We start from the raw sequence: 21,243 nt of genomic DNA on the forward strand, positions 1-21,243 counted from the left end.
AATTTATGAATTTTTCTTCTGTTTTTTACTTCCTTCATATATGTTATAGTTTACTAATCGGCTTTCTAATTTTCCATTGAATAGTTTTATTTTGTGAGATGGCCGTAAGCCTACCCATTTTAGGGCTTCCAAATTGGAGGTAATGAACCATGTCTGGGTATTGGGATACTGTTGCTTAAGAGTATCTCCAATTTGCTTATAAAAAGTAGGAGCATCTACTTCTAAGCGTTCTCCGTAAGGAGGATTAAAAGCCATAAAGAGAGGTCTTTCTGTCTGTTTCTGTGTTTTGAAGAAATCACATTGTTCTATAGCAATATAGTCCGAAAGTCGTGCATTTTTCACATTCTCTTTAGCTTTATTCACTGCAGAAGGAGCTTTATCATAACCCATAATCTGATAAGGGAATTCTTTTGCTTTATTTAGGCAACTATCAAAAATAGTTTCAAACAAATCTACATCATAGTCTTCCCATTTCTCAAAAGCGAATTCTTTACGATGAAGATTGGCAGGAATATTACAAGCAATCATAGCACCTTCTGTTAGGAAAGTACCACTACCACACATAGGGTCAAGAAAATCACATTGCCCCTGCCAACCACTCAAGAGAAGAATACCTGCCGCAAGTACCTCGTTAATAGGAGCTATATTTGTTTGTGTACGGTAACCACGATGATGCAAAGAAGCTCCAGAGGTATCTAAAGATACAATAACTTTATTTTCTTTTTGAATATGAATAAAAAGCTGTATATCAGGATGTAATGTATCTATATTAGGACGTTTTCCTGTTTTGTTACGGAACCTATCCACAATAGCATCTTTGGCTCTAAGAGTCATATATTGAGAATGATGGAATAAGTCAGAAGCAAGTGTAACTTCTACAGCAAAAGTTTGTGAGGGAGTAAAGAGTCCCTCCCAAGGATATTCATAAAGTGCTTGGTAGTATTCTTTTTCATTCCTAACATAGAAAGAGTGAATGGGTTTGAGAATCTTCAGAGCAGTACGTAAACATAGATTTGCTTTATACATAAAACCCTTATCTCCTAAAAAAGAAACACTACGTATTCCCTTTTCTATTTTCATTGCTCCTAATTGTCGTAATTCTTCCTCTAAAATATCCTCAAAGCCGAAAAATGTTTTCGCAACCATTGCATAGTTTTCCATAAAAAGCAATATATATAAATAATAAAAAAGATATAAATGTATGAATACAAAAAAGGCTGTTCAAAAGTATGACTATTAACCATTTTCTCTTTTATTATCTTAAGAATTCTTCTCTCAAGGAGGGAGTTCCATAAGCAAGTATTAATATACAGCATTTTTTAGAAAGCCATCTTGAATCTTATACATGCTTGTTCTCCCTTGTACCTTTAGAAAAGGAGGTTTTTTAATTTTTTGAACAGCCTTTCACCATAGTCAAGTGCTTACTTTGCTGGAGGATAAATCCAAGTACTTAAGCCTTTATTCTTTATCTCAGGCATATAACTTTCAGCTTGTGCTCTTGAAGAGAAGCCTTTGTAGGCTACTAAGTAATATCCTTTTTCATTCTGACCTACCATTCCTGCTGTGCTATATCCCTCATTCTTAAGTTGTTTAATGCGATTATGAGCATTAGCTTCTGAGCTAAAGGCTCCTGCGATTAAGAAGAAATTTCCTGAGATTTTTGAACTATTAGAGGTATCTGTATGAGAAACGGTCGTAGTGCTTGTATTATTGGTTTGCTTTGTTTGTTGCTGAGCAGCAATGGCGGCTCGTCTCTCAGCTTCTTTAGCTTCTTTCTCAGCTTTTTTAAGCTCTTCCTTACGCTTTTTTACTAAAGCAGGGTCTTTGACTACTTTTACAGTAGTGGGGGTTAGTTGTACATCAGGTAAGTAAGTTGCTTTTGCTATTTCCTGATTTACAAGTTCATCTACTTTGGCTTGATCTGGTTGTACTTCTACTATTGTAGGATTCTCTTGAGTTGTGAGAATTGAATAGGCGGCGTATCCTATGGCAGAAAGCCCAACAATAGTGACTGCAGCATACTTTATAGAAATTGGCATTTTAGGTTTGGGCTTCCCTGCTGCTGCTTCTTGAGGGGTAACACTTGGATTTTCTACTAATCCAGGTTTGTTATTTTGTTCATTCGAATATAAGGGATTAGCTACTTCAACTCCTGATTCACTTTTGTTGATTTCTTTGGTAGTTACATTGGACATTCCAAAAGAATCTGTAAGATAATTTTCTTTAGATAAAGAAGTAAAAATAATATTGTTATCAGTTCCTTTGGTGAATTTTCCTATATTAGCTAAACGAATTTCTTTTCCTAAGCTAAGTTCTTGTTTCCATCGATTTACGACAGATTTTATATATTCCTGAGCTTCTTCATAGGAGGAGCGTTCAACCTCAGAAATATGCTTGGCTACCAAACCATCATTATAGGTGAGGCGAGAATTGAAAGTAAGTTCTTTTTGAGGAGGTGAAAAAGACTTATCTGCCGCCAATTCAGCAGCTTTTCTATTGGAAACAAAAGCACCAAATTCAGGAATAATTACACATTGGTGCTTGAATAATAAATCCTCTATATAAGTATCTAAATTTTTCATAGGTCAATATCTATTAGAGATTTTTAATTTTCGGCACAAAAGTACACATTTTTTATTACATGTGAAAAAAAACACCTATATTGTTGATAATTTTTTTAGATTCTTTACTTAATTCTATTTCGTTTAACACTTTTTAAGGGCTTAAACGTTCTATTTTCCAATCATAGTCTTCCTCAAGAGTATAACGTATGCGATCATGTAATCTGTTAGGACGCCCTTGCCAAAATTCTAAGGATATGGGTCTGACTAGGAAACCTCCCCAATGAGTAGGACGTTTTAAAGGTTTTCCTTCCATTTCCTTTTCTAAAGAATTAAGTTTTTCTTGCAAATATTCACGAGAGGGGATTACTTCACTTTGTGCAGAAATAATAGAACCTAATTGACTTCCTCTGGGACGAGATTCAAAATAACCATTAGAAAGGTTTTCAGCGAGTTTTTCGGCTACTCCTTTGATTATAATTTGTCGTTCTAACACAGGCCAGAAAAAGGATAAGCAGATATTAGGATTGGCGATGATAGCTTTCCCTTTTTCACTATTGTAATTAGTGTAAAAGATGAATCCTTCATCAGTATACTTTTTTAACAATACTATACGTGTTTTCGGGAACCCATCAAGCCCTATAGTAGAAACAGACATTGCATTAGGCTCCCGCTCGGTATTGGATTGTTGAGTCTGAAAAAACCATTGTTGAAATTGTTCCATTGGATTCTCCTTCAAGTCCTTTTCTAGAAGTTCTCCTTGTGAATATACAAGGCGTAAGTTACTTAAATCTTTTTCCATAACTATTTATTCTTTAATACAGTAGGATTCTTTAACCCATTAAAACTAATAATTTCCCCTACTAAAGAACCTACTCGAAGGCTAGCCTTTATTTTTACAGGGATTTTGTTAAGGTCATCACTAATCCATAATGTAAGACTTTCTTGCTCCTTGAATACACGTCCATCTTGCACTAATGGTCTGAAGATGAGAGTATCAATCTTCCCTAAAGGAGTGTCTACCTTTTCTCTTCCTAAAAATTTCAAACGGAATTTGAATACTTCATCATCATCAAAAATCATGTCCATACTTACTTCATCATTTATATTCAATGTATTCATTTTAGGGTTATTACGTAGATAATATAAAGCAGAGATCACATCTTTTATTTCTGGTTGAATGGGCATATTTTTTTCTTGGTTATTCTCCAAATTTTTGATGTGTACATTATTGTTTGCAAAGTTAAAAAAGAAATTAAGTTTTTTCGTATATCCTCCCTCGTATATATTTCTATTGAAGAAATAGGGTTTATTTGTAACCTTGTCAAAGTAGCTCTCATAAGTATCATTTACTTTAAAAAATAGCTTTGCCAAACCAGTAGTTTCTCCTTTTCCTAAAGCATGGTATACGGTCTTTCCTTCGTAAGTTTTATTTTTTAATACAAGAGAAGCATAGCTGGCATTAAAAATACCATAACGCACACGGAACTTGAGGTATTCCCCTTCTTGATAAGCACTTTCATTTTGTGAAAAACAGGGATAAGTTACTATGAGTGAGATTAATATAATTAGTTTTTTTATCATATAGACTTATTTTTATATTGGAAAATCGCAACAAATATACTACATTTTTCTTTTATTCAAATTCTTTATATAAATATTTTATCATTCTGTAGATTGAATCCTTTAAAATGGTAAGAGTTATTTGCAGGTTAATTGCAAAAAGAATGCCAAAAATTTTCATATTTGATTAATAGTTTTTTGTTTTAAAAATTTGTAAATACTAAAAAAATATGTATTTTTGCCAAAAAAATATTATTATGAAGAGGATTTTATTTTTTTCTTTTTGTATTCTCTTTCTAACTAATTGTGGTAGAAAGGAGAGTAGAAATGACTTACAACAATTATATCTAAAAGGTGAGATTAAACAGCTTAAGGTGTCCTCTTATACAGTAGTAGAAAAATTCAATCAGGTAGAGAAAAAAGCAAAAACTACTGAGCGAGAGAATTTCTTACTAATATTCAATGACAAGGGAAATCAGGTGGAGAAAACACTTTTTTCTCCTACAGATAAGCCTATACGAAAATTTACTTATCAGTATGATATGAAAGGAAAGCGAGCACTGGTAAATGAATTTCGAGAAGATGGTTCTTTGAAAGTTAGGTACATCTATACTTATGTTCAAGAAGGGAATCAGTTGGAGGTAAATGCATATAATGGAGAAGGAGCCTTTATAGAGAAAGAGACACGTACCTATGATTCTAATCAGAATCCTTTGGAGGAAATCTCTTATAATGGGAAAGGAGATTTAGAGCAAAAGCAAGTTAATATCTATAATAATGAAGGGCTTTGTTCAGAGAGTAATCTTTATACAGGAACGGGAGAACTAAAATTTCGGTATACTTACCTTTATGATAATGAAAATAATATGATCGAGAGAAAAAAGTATGATAAAGAAGGAAAAACAATCGCTAACCATACCTATACGTATTCTTTTGATAAACAAAATAATTGGATTAAGAGAATTGAATATATTAATGGTAAGGCAACTTACCTAACAGAAAGAGAAATAGGCTATGGTATAGGTCAAAAGGAACTTAGAGAGCCTATAGCTCAGATGGATACAGCTCCTGAAAAACAACCATCTTCTTCTTCTGTGCGAAAAAATGATTGGACGAACCAAGAACTCAAAGGAGAAGTGAAATCCTTACGAGTAAGGACTTATACAGGACAAAACCATAAGCAGAAAGATAATGGGCAGAATACTCTTTCTATATTCACTAAAAAGGGATATCTTAGCCGGATTACTTATTATGATAAGGATAATCTCTATAGTTATGAGAAAACATTTGCTTATGAATATGACAAAGGAGGCTGGCGTACACAAGGAAAAATGTATTTCAATGACAGTGATTATCTTTTAATTAATTATGATGAAAAAGGATATATGACAGGAGGTTATCTGTATCAGAATGGTACACGGTTTGACCTGAAGGTTGCCTATAATGAGTCTGGAAATATTATATCTTATTATTTAGGCGATACCGAAATACTCTACCAATATGATAAAAACCAATATTTGGTAAAAGAAAAGCATAAAAATGAAAAAGATGCTTGGGAAGTTCATTACAGCAGAGCTAAAAATGGAAATGTAACAGAAGAACAGATATTTCGTAAGGGAATACTGGATGAGAAAAAAACCTTCATCTATACCTTTGATGAAAAAGGGAATTGGGTAGAAAGAACACAATATAAGAATAGGACACCTGTGGAGGTAACTGAGCGTGTTATTGAGTATTATCAATAATATAGATAACTTATTAGGATTGTTTAGATGAAAGTAACAGAACATATAGCAAGAGCAAAGGGAGAAACGCTCTTTTCATTTGAAATAATTCCTCCTAAAAAAGGGAATAATATAGAGGAACTTTATAAAAATATAGAACCTTTATTGGAATTTAAGCCTCCTTTTATTGATGTAACTACCTCTCGTGAGGAATATTTCTACAAAGAATATCCCAGTGGACTGTTAGAAAAGAAGATAGTCCGAATGCGACCAGGGACAGTAGGGATTTGCTCAGCTATTCAGCACAAATATAATGTAGATACAGTTCCTCATGTACTTTGTGGCGGTTTTACCAAAGAGGAAACAGAAGATCTTTTGGTGGACTGTTTCTACTTAGGGATAGATAATGTGATGGCGCTAAGAGGAGATGCTATGAAAGAAGAAAAATACTTTCGTCCTACTAAAAGTGGACATACTTTTGCTCTTGATTTAGTAAAACAAATAGATAATTTGCGCAGAGGAATCTATTTACATGATACTTTAGAGAATAATGCAGGTATGGATTTCTGTATAGGAGTAGCAGGATATCCTGAAAAACATATAGAGTCCCCTTCTAAAACTTTTGACTTAGAGAAGCTTAAAGAAAAGATAGATAATGGGGCTAATTATATTGTTACCCAAATGTTCTTTGATAATAGAAAATATTTTGAGTTTGTAGAAAAGGCACGGCAGATAGGTATTCAAGTTCCCATTATTCCTGGCATTAAACCTATCACCATTAAAAAGCATCTTAATATAATTCCTCAAGCATTTTTCTTAGATCTTCCAGAGGAATTGGTTAAAGAAATTGAAAAGTGTAAGAATAATAATGAAGTAAAGCAAGTAGGAATAGAATGGGCTATTGAACAAAGTAAGGAATTGAAAAGGGCAGGAGTCCCTTCTCTGCATTACTATTCTATGGGAAAATCGGAGAATGTTATTCAAATTATCTCTAAAGTTTTTTAAAGATATATACTAAAAACCAAATTAAATATTTTGCAAAAATTTAGAATATCATTTGTGTATAAAGAATTAAATCTTTAACTTTGCCCGCGAAAAATAAGAAGAAATATGTCAAGAATTGTAGAAAAATATTTGGAGTATATTGTTGCTATAATTATAGGAATAATTACTAGAAATATATGGATTGCAATAGCAATTTTATGTTTAGGATTATTGCTTCGCTTAACTATTTTTAAAGGTAGGAGTAGTAATCAAGGAAATCTGAATCCTCAAAATATATTAGAAGGAGGATATAATCCTACTGACTTTGAATTAAACCTACTTTCCTTGTGTGCTCTCATTATTAAAGCTAATGGAACTAAACCTACTCAAAAGGAATTGGATTATGTACGTTATAAGTTTGTCTCTCTTTATGGAAAAGAAAAAGCCAATGAGATATTCCGTGCTTTTAATCAGATAAAGCATGCAGAAGTACCTATTACACGCATTTGTCTGTATATTCGCGCTCGTACTAATTATGAAGCTCGTTTATCTATTATTCACTTCTTATTTGATATAGCCAGTCTAGATGGACGTATTAAAGAGAATGAAATGGCATTATTGGAACGTATTAATAAAAATTTGAATATTAGTCAATCGGATTTTGAGAGTGTAAAGGCTATGTTTAGACAAGAAAAAGATGATGATTATACCATACTTGGAATTAATAAGGATGCTTCTGATGCTGAAGTGAAAAAAGCCTATCGCGATATGGTCAAGAGATATCACCCTGACCGTATAGAAACTGATGATGTAGCCATTAGGAAAGGCGCCGAAGAAAAGTTCAAGCGTATACAAGAGGCTTATGAAAGTATTCAACGACAAAGAGGGTTTCAATAACCCTTTTTTTATTTAACTTTAAAATGAAAATTTTATGAATATACATCCACCTAAAGCACCTAAAGAGGAAAAGATATTAGAAATTCATTCGGATAAGCGCATTGATAATTATTATTGGCTTAATAGGCGTGATACTCCTGAAGTATTGGCGTATTTAAATGCTGAGAATGAATATTTCTTTCAGGAGATGAAGCACACAGAAACTTTTCAAAAAAGGCTCTTTGAGGAGATGAAAAGTCGTATCAAAGAGGATGACGAATCTGTTCCTTACAAGTATAATGGCTATTGGTATTATACCCGTTATGAACAAGGAAAAGAATACCCCATCTTTCTGCGTAAAAGAGACTCAGAGAATATGCTAGAGGAAATACTCTTTGATGTTAATAAGATGGCTCAGGGATATGATTTCTATCAACTGGTGGATTATGCTGTAAGTCTTGATAACAAATGGGCATCTTTCTCTGTAGATACACAGGGCAGGCGAATGTATTCTCTTTTTGTTAAGAATTTGGAAACGGGAGAAATTCTTCCTATTGAAATTAAAAATACAGATGGAAATAGTTGTTGGGCAAATGATAATAAAACTATTTTCTATACTAAAATCAATACTCAAACACTTCGCCCATATAAAGTATATCGCCATCAAATAGGACAGGGTACAAAGCAGGATGTATTAGTTTTTCATGAAAAAGATGATACTTTTAATGTAGAAATATACAAATCAAAGTCAGATAAATATCTTATTATTCAGTCTGATAGTACTCTTTCCTCCGAATGTCAAATTTTAGATGCGGATACTCCTTTAGATTCGTTTAGGATATTTCAACCTCGTATACGTGGTTTGGAATATGAGATTGCTCATTATCAAGACTTTTTCTATATTCTCAATAATGCAGATGGAGCTACTAACTTTAAGTTGGATAAAACACCTATAACCAATACTGGAAAGGAGTATTGGGATAACGTTCTTCCACATCGAGAGGATACACTACTGGAAGGGATAGATATCTTTAAGAATTATTTAGTAGTTTCCGAGCGGTATAAAGGATTGAGCCAAATTCGTATTATGAGCTGGGATGGCACTAAGGATGAATATATTCCTTTTGATAATGAAACATACACAGCCGCTACAGGGATTAATATAGATTTTGATACTGAAATTCTTCGATATTCTTATAATTCTATGACGACTCCTTTTTCTATTATTGATTATAATATGCGTACTAAGGAAAGGGAAATCAAGAAAGAGCAGGAAGTTTTAGGAGGAAAATTCGTAAGGGAGAATTATCTTTCACAGCGAATCTGGGCAACTGCAGAGGATGGTACAAGAGTTCCTATTTCTATTGTTTATCATAAAGGAATCAAGCGAGATGGAAGCAATCCCTTACTCCTTTATGGGTATGGATCTTATGGTATTACTATAGAACCTTCTTTCTCTACCACACGGCTTAGCTTATTGGACAGAGGTTTTATCTTTGCTATTGCTCACATTCGTGGGGGAGAATATTTGGGGAGACCTTGGTATGATGACGGAAAGTTATTGCATAAGAAAAATACTTTCGATGATTTTATAGCTTGTGCTAAGTTCTTAATAGAGGAAAAATATACTTCTACAAATCATCTTTATGCTATGGGAGGTTCTGCAGGAGGGCTTCTAATGGGGGTTGTAATGAATAAAGCCTCTGAACTCTTTCATGGAGTAGTAGCCAATGTTCCTTTTGTAGATGTGATAACTACTATGTTAGATGATTCTATTCCGCTTACTACAGGAGAATATGATGAATGGGGGAATCCTAATGATAAACAATATTATGACTACATGAAGTCCTATTCCCCTTATGATAATATCGAGGCAAAGGAATATCCCAATACGTTGGTAACTACAGGATATTATGATTCCCAAGTACAATATTGGGAACCTGCTAAGTGGGTTGCTAAGCTTAGAGAACTCAAAACCGATGATAACCTATTACTCCTCTATACAGATATGACCTCAGGACATAGTGGAGCCTCCGGTCGTTATGAATCTTTGAAAGAAATAGCTCGGGAATATGCCTTCCTCTTGGATTTGGAACATATACACCAATAATTTGTTACATAGAACTTTAAATACTAAAGACCTTGAAAGTAGAACGAGAAAAACAATTGCAAGCTTTTTCACGATTGCTTGATATTATGGATGAACTTCGTGAAAAGTGTCCTTGGGATAGAAAGCAAACCATGCAGACACTTCGTCCTTTGACTATTGAAGAATTATACGAACTTACTGATGCTATTCTCCAAGAAAATCCTAGAGAAATTCAAAAAGAATTGGGGGATATTTTGCTACATATTGTTTTTTATGCTAAAATAGCTAGTGAAACACAGCTTTTTGATTTGGAGGATGTTATTAATTCAATTTGTGAAAAATTAATCGAGCGACATCCACATATCTATGGAAATATATCTGTAGCTAATGAGGAGGAGATTAAGCAGAATTGGGAGAAGATAAAACTCAAAACAGGAAGTAAGGGAGTATTATCGGGAGTTCCTAAGAGTCTTCCTTCTCTTGTAAAAGCCTATCGTATTCAAGAGAAAGTAGCAGGGGTTGGTTTTGACTGGAAGCACAAAGAACAGGTCTGGAAAAAAATTCATGAAGAACTTCAAGAACTTCAGGATGAAGTAACTAAAAAAAATAAAAAGGAAGCTGAAAGAGAAATGGGGGATGTATTCTTTTCTCTGATTAATTATGCTCGTTTTTTGAAGATAAATCCGGAAAATGCCCTTTCTTTGACTAATGAAAAATTCATACAACGATTTGGTTTCCTTGAGAATAGAGCCAAAGAGCAAGGTAGAGAGATAACAGAACTTTCCTCAGAAGAGATGAATGAACTATGGGAAGAATCAAAAACATATTTCCCTTAAACTATTGTTAATGAAAGATAGTATTCTTTATCTATAAATCAGATATACATCTCATTACTTTTTGGGTATAAAAATACATTGTTAAATCTTCTTTTGTGAGGATTGTGTTTAAAGTTTATTTTTATATCTTTGCGCACTCTAAAGGTAAAAACAATTTATTTTCTAACTTATAAAATCCTACCTAGTTATTATTATTAGGTAGCTTTTTTACTATTAGTGGAAATAAAAAGTACATAATAATGAACCAAGAAAATCAAATTTGGTGGCTCAACGAAGAGTCCGAACAAATTCTTAATCGTGGCTATCTCCTTAAAGGGGAAAGTGTAGAAGGAGCCATTGACCGTATTACTTATGCTGCCGCCAAGCGATTATTTAAGCCTGAATTGCAACCTGCTTTTAAGGAGATGATTACCAAGGGGTGGATTAGTTTTTCCTCTCCTATTTGGGCAAATATGGGTACTGAAAGAGGACTTCCTATTTCCTGCTTTAATGTACATATCCCCGATAGCATTGAAGGGATTACTCATAAGCTTGGAGAGGTAATTATGCAAACGAAGATAGGAGGAGGAACTTCTGGTTATTTTGGTGAATTACGACATCGTGGTTCTGCAGTTACTGATAATGGAAAATCCAGCGGGGCTGTAAGTTTTATGAAACTTTTTGACTCTGCTATGGATGTTGTATCTCAAGGAGGAGTTCGGCGAGGTGCCTTTGCTGCCTATTTGGATATTGATCATCCCGATATTGAAGAATTTTTGCAGATTAAGGATACAGGTTATCATATTCAGAATCTGTTCTTTGGAGTATGTGTTCCCGATTATTGGATACAGGAAATGATTGATGGTGATGTCGATAAGCGAAAGCTATGGGCAAGGGTATTGGAATCTCGCCAACAAAAGGGGCTTCCTTATATTTTCTTTACCGATAATGTCAATCGTAAACGTCCACAGGTATATAAGGATAATAATATGTTCATCCACTCCAGTAATTTATGTAGTGAAATCATGTTGCCTTCTAGTGCAGAGGAATCCTTTATCTGCTGTCTTTCTTCTATGAATTTAGAGCTTTTTGATGAATGGAAGGATACCAAAGCCGTGAAATTGGCTATTTTCTTTCTGGATGCCGTACTTTCTGAATTTATTGAAAAAACGAAGGATAACTATTATTTGCAGTCAGCTCGTAATTTTGCAATACGTCACAGGGCAGTAGGGTTAGGAGTATTGGGATATCACTCTTATTTGCAGAAGAATATGATTCCTTTTGAGAGTTTTGAGGCAACTCAATTTAATGCACGTGCATTCATGCATATCCAAAATGAAGCTGAAAAAGCAACACAAGAGTTGGCACACATCTATGGAGAACCTGAATTACTCAAAGGATATGGAAGAAGGAATGCAACTACTATGGCTGTTGCTCCTACTACTTCAAGTTCTGCTATTTTAGGACAGGTATCTCCTGGAATAGAACCTTTCTCAAGTAATTACTATAAGGTGGGACTTTCCAAAGGAAATTTCATGAGAAAGAACAGATATCTCACTCAGCTGTTGGAAGAAAAAGGAATTAATAATGAGGATGTATGGCGCAGTATTCGTCTTTCGGATGGCTCTGTACAACATTTATCGGAACTTACAACTCATGAAAAAAATGTATTTAAGACTTTTAAGGAAATTTCTCCTGTGGAGATAGTAACTCAGGCAGCACAACGACAGCAGTATATTGACCAATCTCAAAGTCTTAATCTCAATATTCCTCCTACTATGCCTGTGAGAGATGTAAATAAAGTAATTTTAGAGGCATGGAAGTTGGGAGTGAAGAGTCTTTATTACCAACGAAGTCAGTCAGTTGCCAAAGAAATGATTATGAATTTTGTTAATTGTAGTAGTTGTGAATCTTAGTAAATAAAGAAATTAAAAAAAAATATACGGATTATTAGTCTTTTTGATTAATAATTCGTATTTTTGCTTTATGGTATGTGGAAGAAACTTTTAAAAGATTTTGAACATTATTTGAAGATAGAGCGAGGGATGTCAGAGAATTCAGTACATTCCTATTTGTTTGATATGGAGAAACTCCGTGAGTTTGTTGCTATTCATCAGATAGAAGAAACACCTGTTAATATCTCAACAGAGACGCTTCGTATGTTCATTTATGAAGTAGGGAAGGAGTTACATGCACGTTCTCAATCCCGGCTTATTTCTGCTTTAAAAAGTTTTTTTAAGTTCTTATTATTGGAAAATTACCGAGAGGATTTTCCCATGGAGACTATTGATACTCCTAAATTTGGAATGAAACTTCCTGATACACTTTCTTTGGAAGAAATAGATGCTATCATTGCAGGGATTGACCTTTCTACAGAGGAAGGACATCGTAATAGAGCTATTATAGAAACACTCTATGGATGTGGATTGCGAGTATCGGAGCTGGTGAATTTGCATTTGTCTGATTTGTTTTTTTCAGAAGGGTTCATACGTGTGTTAGGGAAAGGAAATAAGCAGCGCCTAGTACCCATTAGTGAATATACACAAAAAGAAATTAATAACTATATATTACATCAGCGAAAAAATATTCCTATAGTTAAAGAGTTTTCGGATATTGTTTTCTTAAACCGAAGAGGTAAGCAACTTACACGAGCTATGATCTTTACTATTATAAAGCAAGCCGCCTCTGCCATAGGACTTACTAAAACGATCAGTCCTCACACTTTTCGGCATTCTTTTGCAACTCATCTGTTGGAGAATGGGGCAAACTTAAGGGCTATTCAGCTGATGTTAGGACATGAAAGTATTACCACTACGGAAATATATACACATATTGACCATTCTTATCTTTCACAGGTGATAAATACTTATCACCCAAGAAAATAGAATTTAAGATAGAGAAAATATTTTAATTTATTTTGATATATGATACGAAAATATTTATTATTAGCCATGTTTGCTTCTTCTTTGGTTGCAGTGGCACAAACAGAAACTTCGGGACGTTCCTTATATCATGCCGAAGCTACTAAGTACAACGCTCTTGACCATACCAAATTGCGTGTATCTCTTAATTTTGAAAAGAAAGAGCTCTATGGGGAAGAGTGGCTCACTGCCTCTCCTTATTTCTATCCAACGGATTCCTTAGTGCTGGATGCACAAGCTATGATTATTCATAGTGTTAACCTAAGTGATAAGAAAGGAACCAAAGGGGCTCCTCTTACTTATAAGTATGCTGATGATAAGCTTACTATCCATCTTAATAAGACTTACCAACGTGGAGAAAAATATACTGTTTACATTAAGTATACTGCTCAGCCAGAAAAAGTAGGTAAGCATGGTAGTCTGGCTATTACCGATGCTAAAGGATTATACTTTATTAATTCCAATAAGGAAGATAAGGAAAAACCTATTCAAGTATGGTCTCAAGGAGAAACTAAAGCTAACTCTTGCTGGTTCCCTACCATTGATGAGATTAACCAGAAGTCTACTCAAGAGATGTATATTACAGTTCCAAATCAGTTTATTACTCTTTCTAATGGAATCCTTGCTTCTTCCATCAAAGATGGTAAAGGTATGCGTACAGATTATTGGGTGATGAACAAAAAACATGCTCCTTACTTATTTTTCCTTGGAGCTGGAGAATATGTAGAAGTAAAGGATAAACCCTGGAGGGGAAAAGTACCTATCTCATATTATGTAGAAAAAGAATATGCCAATGTAGCCAAAAGAATCTTTGGAAAAACTTCAGAAATGATAGAATTCTATTCCAAACGATTAAACTATGACTTTCCTTGGCAAAAATATCATCAGATTACAGCTCAAGAGTATGTAAGTGGTGCTATGGAAAATACTACAGCTGTTCTTCATAGTTCTATGGCTCAGCAAGATGCTGAAGCACTCAATGACCAAAATATATGGGAAGCTACAGTAGCTCACGAACTTTTCCATCACTGGTTTGGCGACTTGGTAACTGCAGAGAGCTGGGCTAACCTTACTGTGAATGAATCTTTTGCTAATTATTCTGAATATCTTTGGTTTGAGTATAAGTATGGGAAGGATTATGCAGACTATCATCTATATCGTGATATTACAGGCTACAAAAATAGTGGCTCTTTCGAAAAGGATTTGGTACGCTTTGACTATAAAGGGCGTGAAGATATGTTCGATGCTGTTTCCTATAACAAAGGAGGAAGTATTCTTCACATGCTTCGTAATTACTTAGGTGACAAAGCTTTCTTTGAAGGTATTTCTAGATATCTTAAGGAACACCAATATGGAACAGGGGAAGCACACCAATTACGTCTTGCCTTAGAAGAAGTAAGTGGAAGAGACCTTAACTGGTTCTTTAACCAATGGTACTTTAATCATGGTAATGTAGTAATGACTCCTAAAGTTACTTATGATAATACTAAAAAAGAAGCAGTATTGGAAATTACTCAGGATGAAAAACTTATGTTCCAATTCCCTTTAGAGGTGGATATATATGACGGTGGTAAGTATGTACGCAAACAAGTATGGGTAGATGCTAAAGCCAAGAATGAATTCCGTTTCCCTGTATCTGCTTCTTATAGCCTCATTAATATAGATCCTCGTGGTCTTATCGTTGGAGATGAAGCAGATTACAAAACTCCTGCACAATATCTTTTCCAATACAAAAATGCTAAAGATTTCAAGAGCCGTAATCAAGCCGTTGAGTATGCTGTAAATGCAGGAAATACAGACATTCTCTTATTAGCACTTAAGGATCCTTTCTTCCGTTTGCGTATCTTAGCTATGCAAGGTTTAAGTCAAGATAGAATGAATGAATGGATTCCTATAGTAGAGAACTTAGCTAATAATGATCCTGAGAATTTGGTGAAAGCAGCGGCTATTACACAACTCTCTCGTACAAGAGATACCAAGTTTAGATCATTGTATGAAAAATCTGTAAAAATACCTTCTCGTGCTATAAAAGTAGCAGCTGCCTCTGGATTGGTATCCTTAGATCCCTCTTTGGCAGGACAATATGTGGATATTATTGATTTGAATAAGCTTGATAGGCAACAATTCATGTTCTTTTTACCTTATATCCTAAAGAGTAGAAATGACAAATATCTACCCGTACTTGCCAATAGAGTCATTTATTATCCTTTGTATCCAGAACAGTATCAAGCTCCTTTCAAGGAAGGATTCACTTGGCTTATGAGTACTGATAATATTGAACTTACCAAGAAAGTAACCAAAACTCTTGGAAATGTATTTGGCTGGGTAAGTGAAGATCAAAAGAAACAGCTTCGTAAAGTGGCTGAAGAAGGGTTGAGAATTAAGGAAGATTTACTTAAGAAGAATCCTAATTCAGCTTCTATCAAAGAACAAATAGAACTTTTGAAGAATATCAAATGGTAAGAAATGTAACTTATTAGAAATCTGTTTTTCAGTAATTAACAAAAGCTATCCATGAATTGGATGGCTTTTTTTCTAAAGAAAAATATAATTCTCTCTTATGATAATGGAGTGGGAAATTCAGGGGGTGGAAGTATTGTTTTTGTAAACAATATTGAGCAATCCTTTTATTATTCCTTACCTTTATTTTTCTTGACTTTCCTCTTCAAATGTTGTATCTTTGCGCCCTATAATTAAGGAATGGGAGAAGTGAAGAATAAAAAGTAAATTCTTCATTCTTCATTCATCACTCTAAAATGCAAGGATTTAAACTTACCGAAGAAATTATTGCTCATATTCGTCAGTTGATAGCTTCTGACCAAAAGCAACAACTCAAGGAATACCTTGAGTCCCTTCACTTTGCTGATATAGCAGAGATTACCAGTGAATTAGAGCTGGAAGAAGCTGCTTACTTGGTGAGCCTTCTGAACCGAGAAAAAGCTTCTGAGACATTGACTGAGGTAGATGAGGAAGTGCTGGAGCACATCTTGGATAATCTCTCTAATGAAGAGATTGCCCGTGACCTACAGGAACTGGATACCGATGATGCCGCTTACTTGATTGCGGAACTTCCTGAAGAGAGACAAACACAAATTCTCTCTCATTTGGAGGATAAGGAGCATGCTCAGGACATTGTGGATTTGCTTCGTTATGATGATAATTCTGCAGGTGGACTCATGGCTAAGGAATTAGTTAAGGTCAATGAGAACTGGGACGTGGATACTTGTATGAAGGAAATACGAGAACAAGGGCAACATGTAACACGTGTACACTCTATCTATGTGGTGGATAATGATGAAGTACTCAAGGGTCGTCTCTCTCTAAAGGACTTAATGACCTCCCCCCAAGGAGCACATATCAGGGATATTTACATTCCTAAGGTGGATTTTGTCTTTGTGCATGACACTCCAGAGGAAGTTGCCCATGTAATGCAAAAGTATAATTTGGAGGCTATTCCTGTGGTTGACAAGATGCATCGCCTTGTAGGACGTATTACTATTGATGATATTGTAGATGTCATTAAGGAAGAGGCTGAACATGATTATCAGATGGCTGCGGGGATTACCCAAGATGTAGAGGCAGATGATACTATTTGGAAGCTTACCCGTGCGCGCCTGCCGTGGCTGCTCATCGGAATGATTGGAGGGATAGGAGCGGCTAGTATTATCAATGGATTTCAGGATGGGCTTACTTCCTACCCTGTACTTTTGCTGTTCATTCCCTTAATACAGTCCACAGCAGGGAATGTAGGAGTACAATCTTCTGCTATAGTGGTACAAGGTTTGGCAAATAAAAGTATAGATGGAGCCCTTTTAGGTAGGCTCCTCAAGGAATTCCTCTTAGGGCTTATTAATGGATTGGCTTTAGCATCTTTAGTGCTGATTATGAGCCATTTTATTTTTGGGAGTTCCTATTGGGAATCCGCTACCGTATGTATAGCTTTAGTAACAGTGATTATTAATGCTGCGGTAATAGGTACTTTCATTCCTATATTTTTGGATAAGCAAGGAGTAGATCCAGCAGTGGCTACAGGTCCCTTTATCACCACTAGCAATGATATTTTAGGGATTTTGATCTATTTTATGATTGCTAAAATTATTTTAGGATTTTAAAAAACACTTATTATGCAAATGAAACGAAGTCGTGCGCAAGAGTCCACCGATGCTATTGAGAAACTCTATACTACTATGCGCCACCTGTTCAATCGAGGATTCTATAAGCCTATGGGAGTTTCTGGGGAAAGTCTCAGAGAGTCTCTTTTGCTTCTGCGTCCAGAGATATATGGTACCATTGCTCAAAACCAAACGGAGCTTAATGGATTACTTTATGTACTTGATCGTCTACCTATTGGAATAGAACAATGTAGATTTATTAATATGATTTCTGATGAGGGGTATCGTCAGTCTCATTTTGAACCTATTATTCCTCCTAAACGTCGCAGAAACTGCTATCGTATAGATAATGAGCAGATGAATATAGAGATTACTCGCGGTCGTTCCGATATTTATGATATACTTACCCATCTCACTTTTCTTTTTATAGAATCTCATAAGATAGCCCATAGTGTTTTGGAGGAAGAAAGCAATAAAATCAGTCGTGATTGGGAGAAAATAGAGTCCTTAGCCCAAAAGAAGAAGCTCAGCCAAACCGAGCGAGAATTGGCGCTGATTCATATAGGGAAGGTACTGGGGCGTACCTTTGAAGAAATACTTCCTGCTTATCATCAACTTTCCACAGAGAAAAATCCTGAACGTTTTATACAAGTTATTTATTGGTTGGGCAAAATTGCCTTAGAGGAGATACTCTCTGACAATAAGCGGGTAATTACTTTTTCTCCTATTCTAAGAGAGAGGTTGGGACACCATATTTACGGAGAAATATGGGCGAATACTTTGAAGAAAACACTCAAGGAACATCGCCTTTTAGAACGTCCCTTACATATTATCAGTGCTAATATGCATAGTGTAATGAATGCTCTTTTTGCTAAGAAAGCATTGGTTGTCAAGGAGAAAGAGAATTCTCAGTGGACAACCTATATTTCATTAAGTGAGGAAAAGAATCATGCTCTTAGGGATAAGGTGATGGACTATGCTCTACAACATGGCATGCTTTTTATCAAGGACAAATCGGGCACCAATATAGATGTGCAGATTGTAGATACGGCACTCATTCCTGAAAATGATTTTTTCAAGAAAACTACTACCGAAGAGGCTCCTGTACTTTTGGTGATGGATTATGCTTTTGGAGAACAGGCTTATGAAACTATAGATGAACTTCTCAAACCTTATAAAGTAGAAGGAAAAAGCTATTTCCTTAATGTTATTTCTGTCTCTATTATGGGAAAAGCAGGAATTTTGGAAGGGGAAAAGGGTGATATTATGATTCCTAATGCACATATCTTTGAAGGGACTGCTGATAACTATCCCTTTGAGAACGAGCTTTCTAAATCCGATTTTGAAGGTAATGGACTCAGAGTATTTGAGGGAACAATGGTTACTGTTTTAGGGACTTCTTTGCAAAATAGAGATGTACTTACTTACTTCCACAAATCCACTTGGAATGTGATAGGTCTTGAGATGGAAGGAGCACATTATCAAAAAGCCATACAATCTGCTTCCAAAATTCGTAAAAGCATCCGCAGAGATGTCAAAGTACGCTATGCTTATTATGCTTCTGATAACCCTTTGGAGACAGGTAGTACTTTAGCTTCTGGTAGTTTGGGCTTAATAGGAGTGAAACCCACTTATCTTATTACTCATCATATCTTAAAACAGATAGGTAGGGGATGATATGATGATACATCCCCTAATCTGTCTATAGATAATTATGCCTTTGAACAATGATGTTATCTTTTGGATAAAAAAGAGCCATCATTTATTTATTATGATTGTTTGGCATAGCAATTATAACACAAAGGTGTCGCTACCGTTACTTTCTTCTCCTCTCCACAGCAATGGCAGTAGTTTTCCTCATAAAAGCGATTGCCGGACTTTGCCCATTCTTGGTAACAACTGTTACACAAGGGCATCAATGGGTTAAAGGGTATTTCTGTATTACAACGAATACAGTGTCCTTTCTTTTCCTGTGATGTGGCTTGCGGTGCCTCTTGAGGCGGGGTTGTTTGTAGGTTTTCTGTCGGAGTATCCTCTTGTACTACTTTTTCAGGAGTGGATTCAGGTTCTACGGGTGGTCTGTTATCGGTATGGGTATAGTTTTCGGGTACAAAAGAGGAGTAGCGGATAGGCTTCACCTCTCTGTTAGACAATACATCGTCTACCAAATCCAAATGCACAGTAGAGCCTACATAGTCTTTCGCCAGACCTAAAAACTTCTTGTTGTAGTTAGGGCGTTTGGCAAAGATGGTGTAACCGCTGTCGAGTACACTCATAATGGTGTTTTTGGAAGTCTCGAAGAAGTTGTTTTTGTTCACAAGATCGGTGAGGGCTTTTTCTGCGAGTACGCCAAACTCTACCTTGTTTTCCAGCGAGTAATCCAAAAGGTTCATAGAGGTAATCACCGATTGTTTTTCGTTAGCATAATATTGTCCGTGTAACTGTGGAATATACACCATTGTGATATTCGGGAAGCTCAAGAAGTACTCAATATCTTCACGCTTACAATTTTCTTCACTATTAGAGGTACTTTTGCCAAACCCAATGAGTATATGCAGTTTGGTGTTGTTTAAAAGCTGTTTGAAAACATTGTCTTTGAGGTAATCTCCCAGCTGAATATAAGGCGAAATGATAATAAGCTCCTTTTCCGCCTTAAAAAGGGTATCGTAAATAGTGTCGGATAGTGTTTTTCCTGTTAAAAAGTCCATAGGGTATTGTTATTAAGAGATTTATTTTTTTGTATTAGGAAATGCAAAAGAACTTTTTAGTTCTTCAGATGTAGAATATTTTTCTACTTCTTCTATATATTCATTGTAAATATATATGTTTTTATCAGTTTTATAAATAAAATACTTACAGGAATCACCTTCTTTTAAAATTTGTGTTCCGTCTTTTAATATTATATTAAAAGTAGACTTATCTCTTTTTATTATTTTAGCATCTATTTCTCCTAATTGATAAGATGTATAAGTTAGTCCACTTAATATTAAAATCAAAGTTATATATCTTCTTTCACGAAACTTCCATATATATGATATAAAAATAAAAAAAGTTAATATTGAACTTAACTTCCAAAAAGATAATTCCTTTCTTTCATAAGGGAGATATAATATAAAAAACAAGAAACAAGTTAAAAATACAATCTCTAATAAACCAATCCATTTCTTCTTTTTGATATCTCTAAAGATTTTTATTTTCTTTTTGTCATAAAAGAGAATGAGTGGAATTATCACAATTGAAAACAAATAAATATATATATTTATAGTAAAAAAATGTACAAGAGCCTTTTCATAGAGAACGGTAATAATATCTTGTGTATTAAAATCTAATTCATAAGAAATTCCAAATTGTCCAAGCAAAGATGATATATATAAGATACCTATGAAATATAGTAATATGGTAGAAATAATACTTACAGCTTTCCAATCAACCTGTTGTTCATTTTTATATTCTTCATTTAACCAATGTTTAAGTTTCCTACAATATATTTTTCCATATATTTTGTAGCAATTTCTTTTAATTCGTCCCATACACATAGTATTAGAAATATTTATATACTTTTTCTTAAGGGTATATACCCGTGAGCCCATAGGTATAT

At 34.8% G+C, this 21,243-nt stretch carries 16 protein-coding genes; 10 read left to right on the top strand and 6 right to left on the bottom strand.

The features are described from left to right. Positions 1 to 3: 3 nt before the first annotated feature. From VJJ03_RS04915 to VJJ03_RS04930, 4 genes are all read right to left on the bottom strand, one after another. Complete coding sequence (locus VJJ03_RS04915) at positions 4 to 1,161, bottom strand: class I SAM-dependent RNA methyltransferase (RefSeq protein ID WP_323974193.1); 1,158 nt, start codon at positions 1,159 to 1,161, stop codon at positions 4 to 6. Positions 1,162 to 1,421: 260 nt separating this feature from the next. Next, positions 1,422 to 2,582, bottom strand: a complete 1,161-nt coding sequence (locus tag VJJ03_RS04920) for an SPOR domain-containing protein (RefSeq protein WP_009745686.1) — start codon at positions 2,580 to 2,582, stop codon at positions 1,422 to 1,424. Between the two features lie 133 nt (positions 2,583 to 2,715). Then, on the bottom strand, positions 2,716 to 3,363 hold the full coding sequence (gene pdxH / locus VJJ03_RS04925) for a pyridoxamine 5'-phosphate oxidase (protein ID WP_323974196.1): 648 nt from the start codon (positions 3,361 to 3,363) through the stop codon (positions 2,716 to 2,718). A gap of 2 nt (positions 3,364 to 3,365) precedes the next feature. After that, positions 3,366 to 4,145 carry a DUF3108 domain-containing protein gene (locus VJJ03_RS04930; protein WP_009745688.1) on the bottom strand — a complete coding sequence of 260 codons (780 nt, stop codon included), beginning with the start codon at positions 4,143 to 4,145 and terminating at the stop codon, positions 3,366 to 3,368. Between the two features lie 236 nt (positions 4,146 to 4,381). Between VJJ03_RS04930 and VJJ03_RS04935 the strand changes: the two genes are divergently transcribed. The 10 genes from VJJ03_RS04935 (at position 4,382) to VJJ03_RS04980 (ending at position 19,322) form a co-directional block, all read left to right on the top strand. Further along, entirely contained in the window at positions 4,382 to 5,869 is a 1,488-nt protein-coding gene (locus VJJ03_RS04935) for a sugar-binding protein (RefSeq protein ID WP_323974198.1), read from the top strand. A 27-nt stretch (positions 5,870 to 5,896) separates the two neighbouring features. Further along, the gene (gene metF / locus VJJ03_RS04940; protein WP_009745690.1) at positions 5,897 to 6,853 is read left to right on the top strand and encodes a methylenetetrahydrofolate reductase [NAD(P)H]; all 957 of its coding nucleotides are present in this window, start codon (positions 5,897 to 5,899) and stop codon (positions 6,851 to 6,853) included. 105 nt (positions 6,854 to 6,958) lie between these two features. Further along, the gene (locus tag VJJ03_RS04945; RefSeq protein ID WP_009745691.1) at positions 6,959 to 7,729 is read left to right on the top strand and encodes a TerB family tellurite resistance protein; all 771 of its coding nucleotides are present in this window, start codon (positions 6,959 to 6,961) and stop codon (positions 7,727 to 7,729) included. A 34-nt stretch (positions 7,730 to 7,763) separates the two neighbouring features. After that, positions 7,764 to 9,818 carry a S9 family peptidase gene (locus VJJ03_RS04950; RefSeq protein WP_009745692.1) on the top strand — a complete coding sequence of 685 codons (2,055 nt, stop codon included), beginning with the start codon at positions 7,764 to 7,766 and terminating at the stop codon, positions 9,816 to 9,818. A gap of 32 nt (positions 9,819 to 9,850) precedes the next feature. Continuing rightward, a complete protein-coding gene (gene mazG, locus VJJ03_RS04955; protein WP_323974200.1) occupies positions 9,851 to 10,633 on the top strand; it encodes a nucleoside triphosphate pyrophosphohydrolase in 783 nt (260 codons plus the stop codon). Between the two features lie 233 nt (positions 10,634 to 10,866). After that, positions 10,867 to 12,528 carry a ribonucleoside-diphosphate reductase subunit alpha gene (locus VJJ03_RS04960; protein WP_323974283.1) on the top strand — a complete coding sequence of 554 codons (1,662 nt, stop codon included), beginning with the start codon at positions 10,867 to 10,869 and terminating at the stop codon, positions 12,526 to 12,528. Between the two features lie 75 nt (positions 12,529 to 12,603). Further along, complete coding sequence (xerD, locus tag VJJ03_RS04965; protein WP_323974202.1) at positions 12,604 to 13,497, top strand: site-specific tyrosine recombinase XerD; 894 nt, start codon at positions 12,604 to 12,606, stop codon at positions 13,495 to 13,497. Between the two features lie 39 nt (positions 13,498 to 13,536). Continuing rightward, a complete protein-coding gene (locus VJJ03_RS04970; RefSeq protein WP_323974204.1) occupies positions 13,537 to 15,996 on the top strand; it encodes a M1 family metallopeptidase in 2,460 nt (819 codons plus the stop codon). Positions 15,997 to 16,289: 293 nt separating this feature from the next. Beyond that, a complete protein-coding gene (mgtE, locus tag VJJ03_RS04975) occupies positions 16,290 to 17,645 on the top strand; it encodes a magnesium transporter (RefSeq protein WP_323974205.1) in 1,356 nt (451 codons plus the stop codon). A 12-nt stretch (positions 17,646 to 17,657) separates the two neighbouring features. Continuing rightward, positions 17,658 to 19,322: a DUF6909 family protein gene (locus VJJ03_RS04980; protein ID WP_009745698.1), complete on the top strand. Its 1,665-nt coding sequence runs from the start codon at positions 17,658 to 17,660 to the stop codon at positions 19,320 to 19,322. Between the two features lie 92 nt (positions 19,323 to 19,414). Here the strand turns inward: VJJ03_RS04980 and VJJ03_RS04985 are convergent, their stop codons facing one another. Beyond that, positions 19,415 to 20,353 carry a hypothetical protein gene (locus tag VJJ03_RS04985; protein WP_323974208.1) on the bottom strand — a complete coding sequence of 313 codons (939 nt, stop codon included), beginning with the start codon at positions 20,351 to 20,353 and terminating at the stop codon, positions 19,415 to 19,417. 21 nt (positions 20,354 to 20,374) lie between these two features. Beyond that, positions 20,375 to 21,175, bottom strand: a complete 801-nt coding sequence (locus VJJ03_RS04990; RefSeq protein ID WP_323974210.1) for a hypothetical protein — start codon at positions 21,173 to 21,175, stop codon at positions 20,375 to 20,377. Between the last annotated feature and the right edge of the window lie 68 nt (positions 21,176 to 21,243).

This window comes from Capnocytophaga sp. G2 (assembly GCF_035282625.1).
Taxonomy (GTDB): Bacteria; Bacteroidota; Bacteroidia; order Flavobacteriales; family Flavobacteriaceae; genus Capnocytophaga.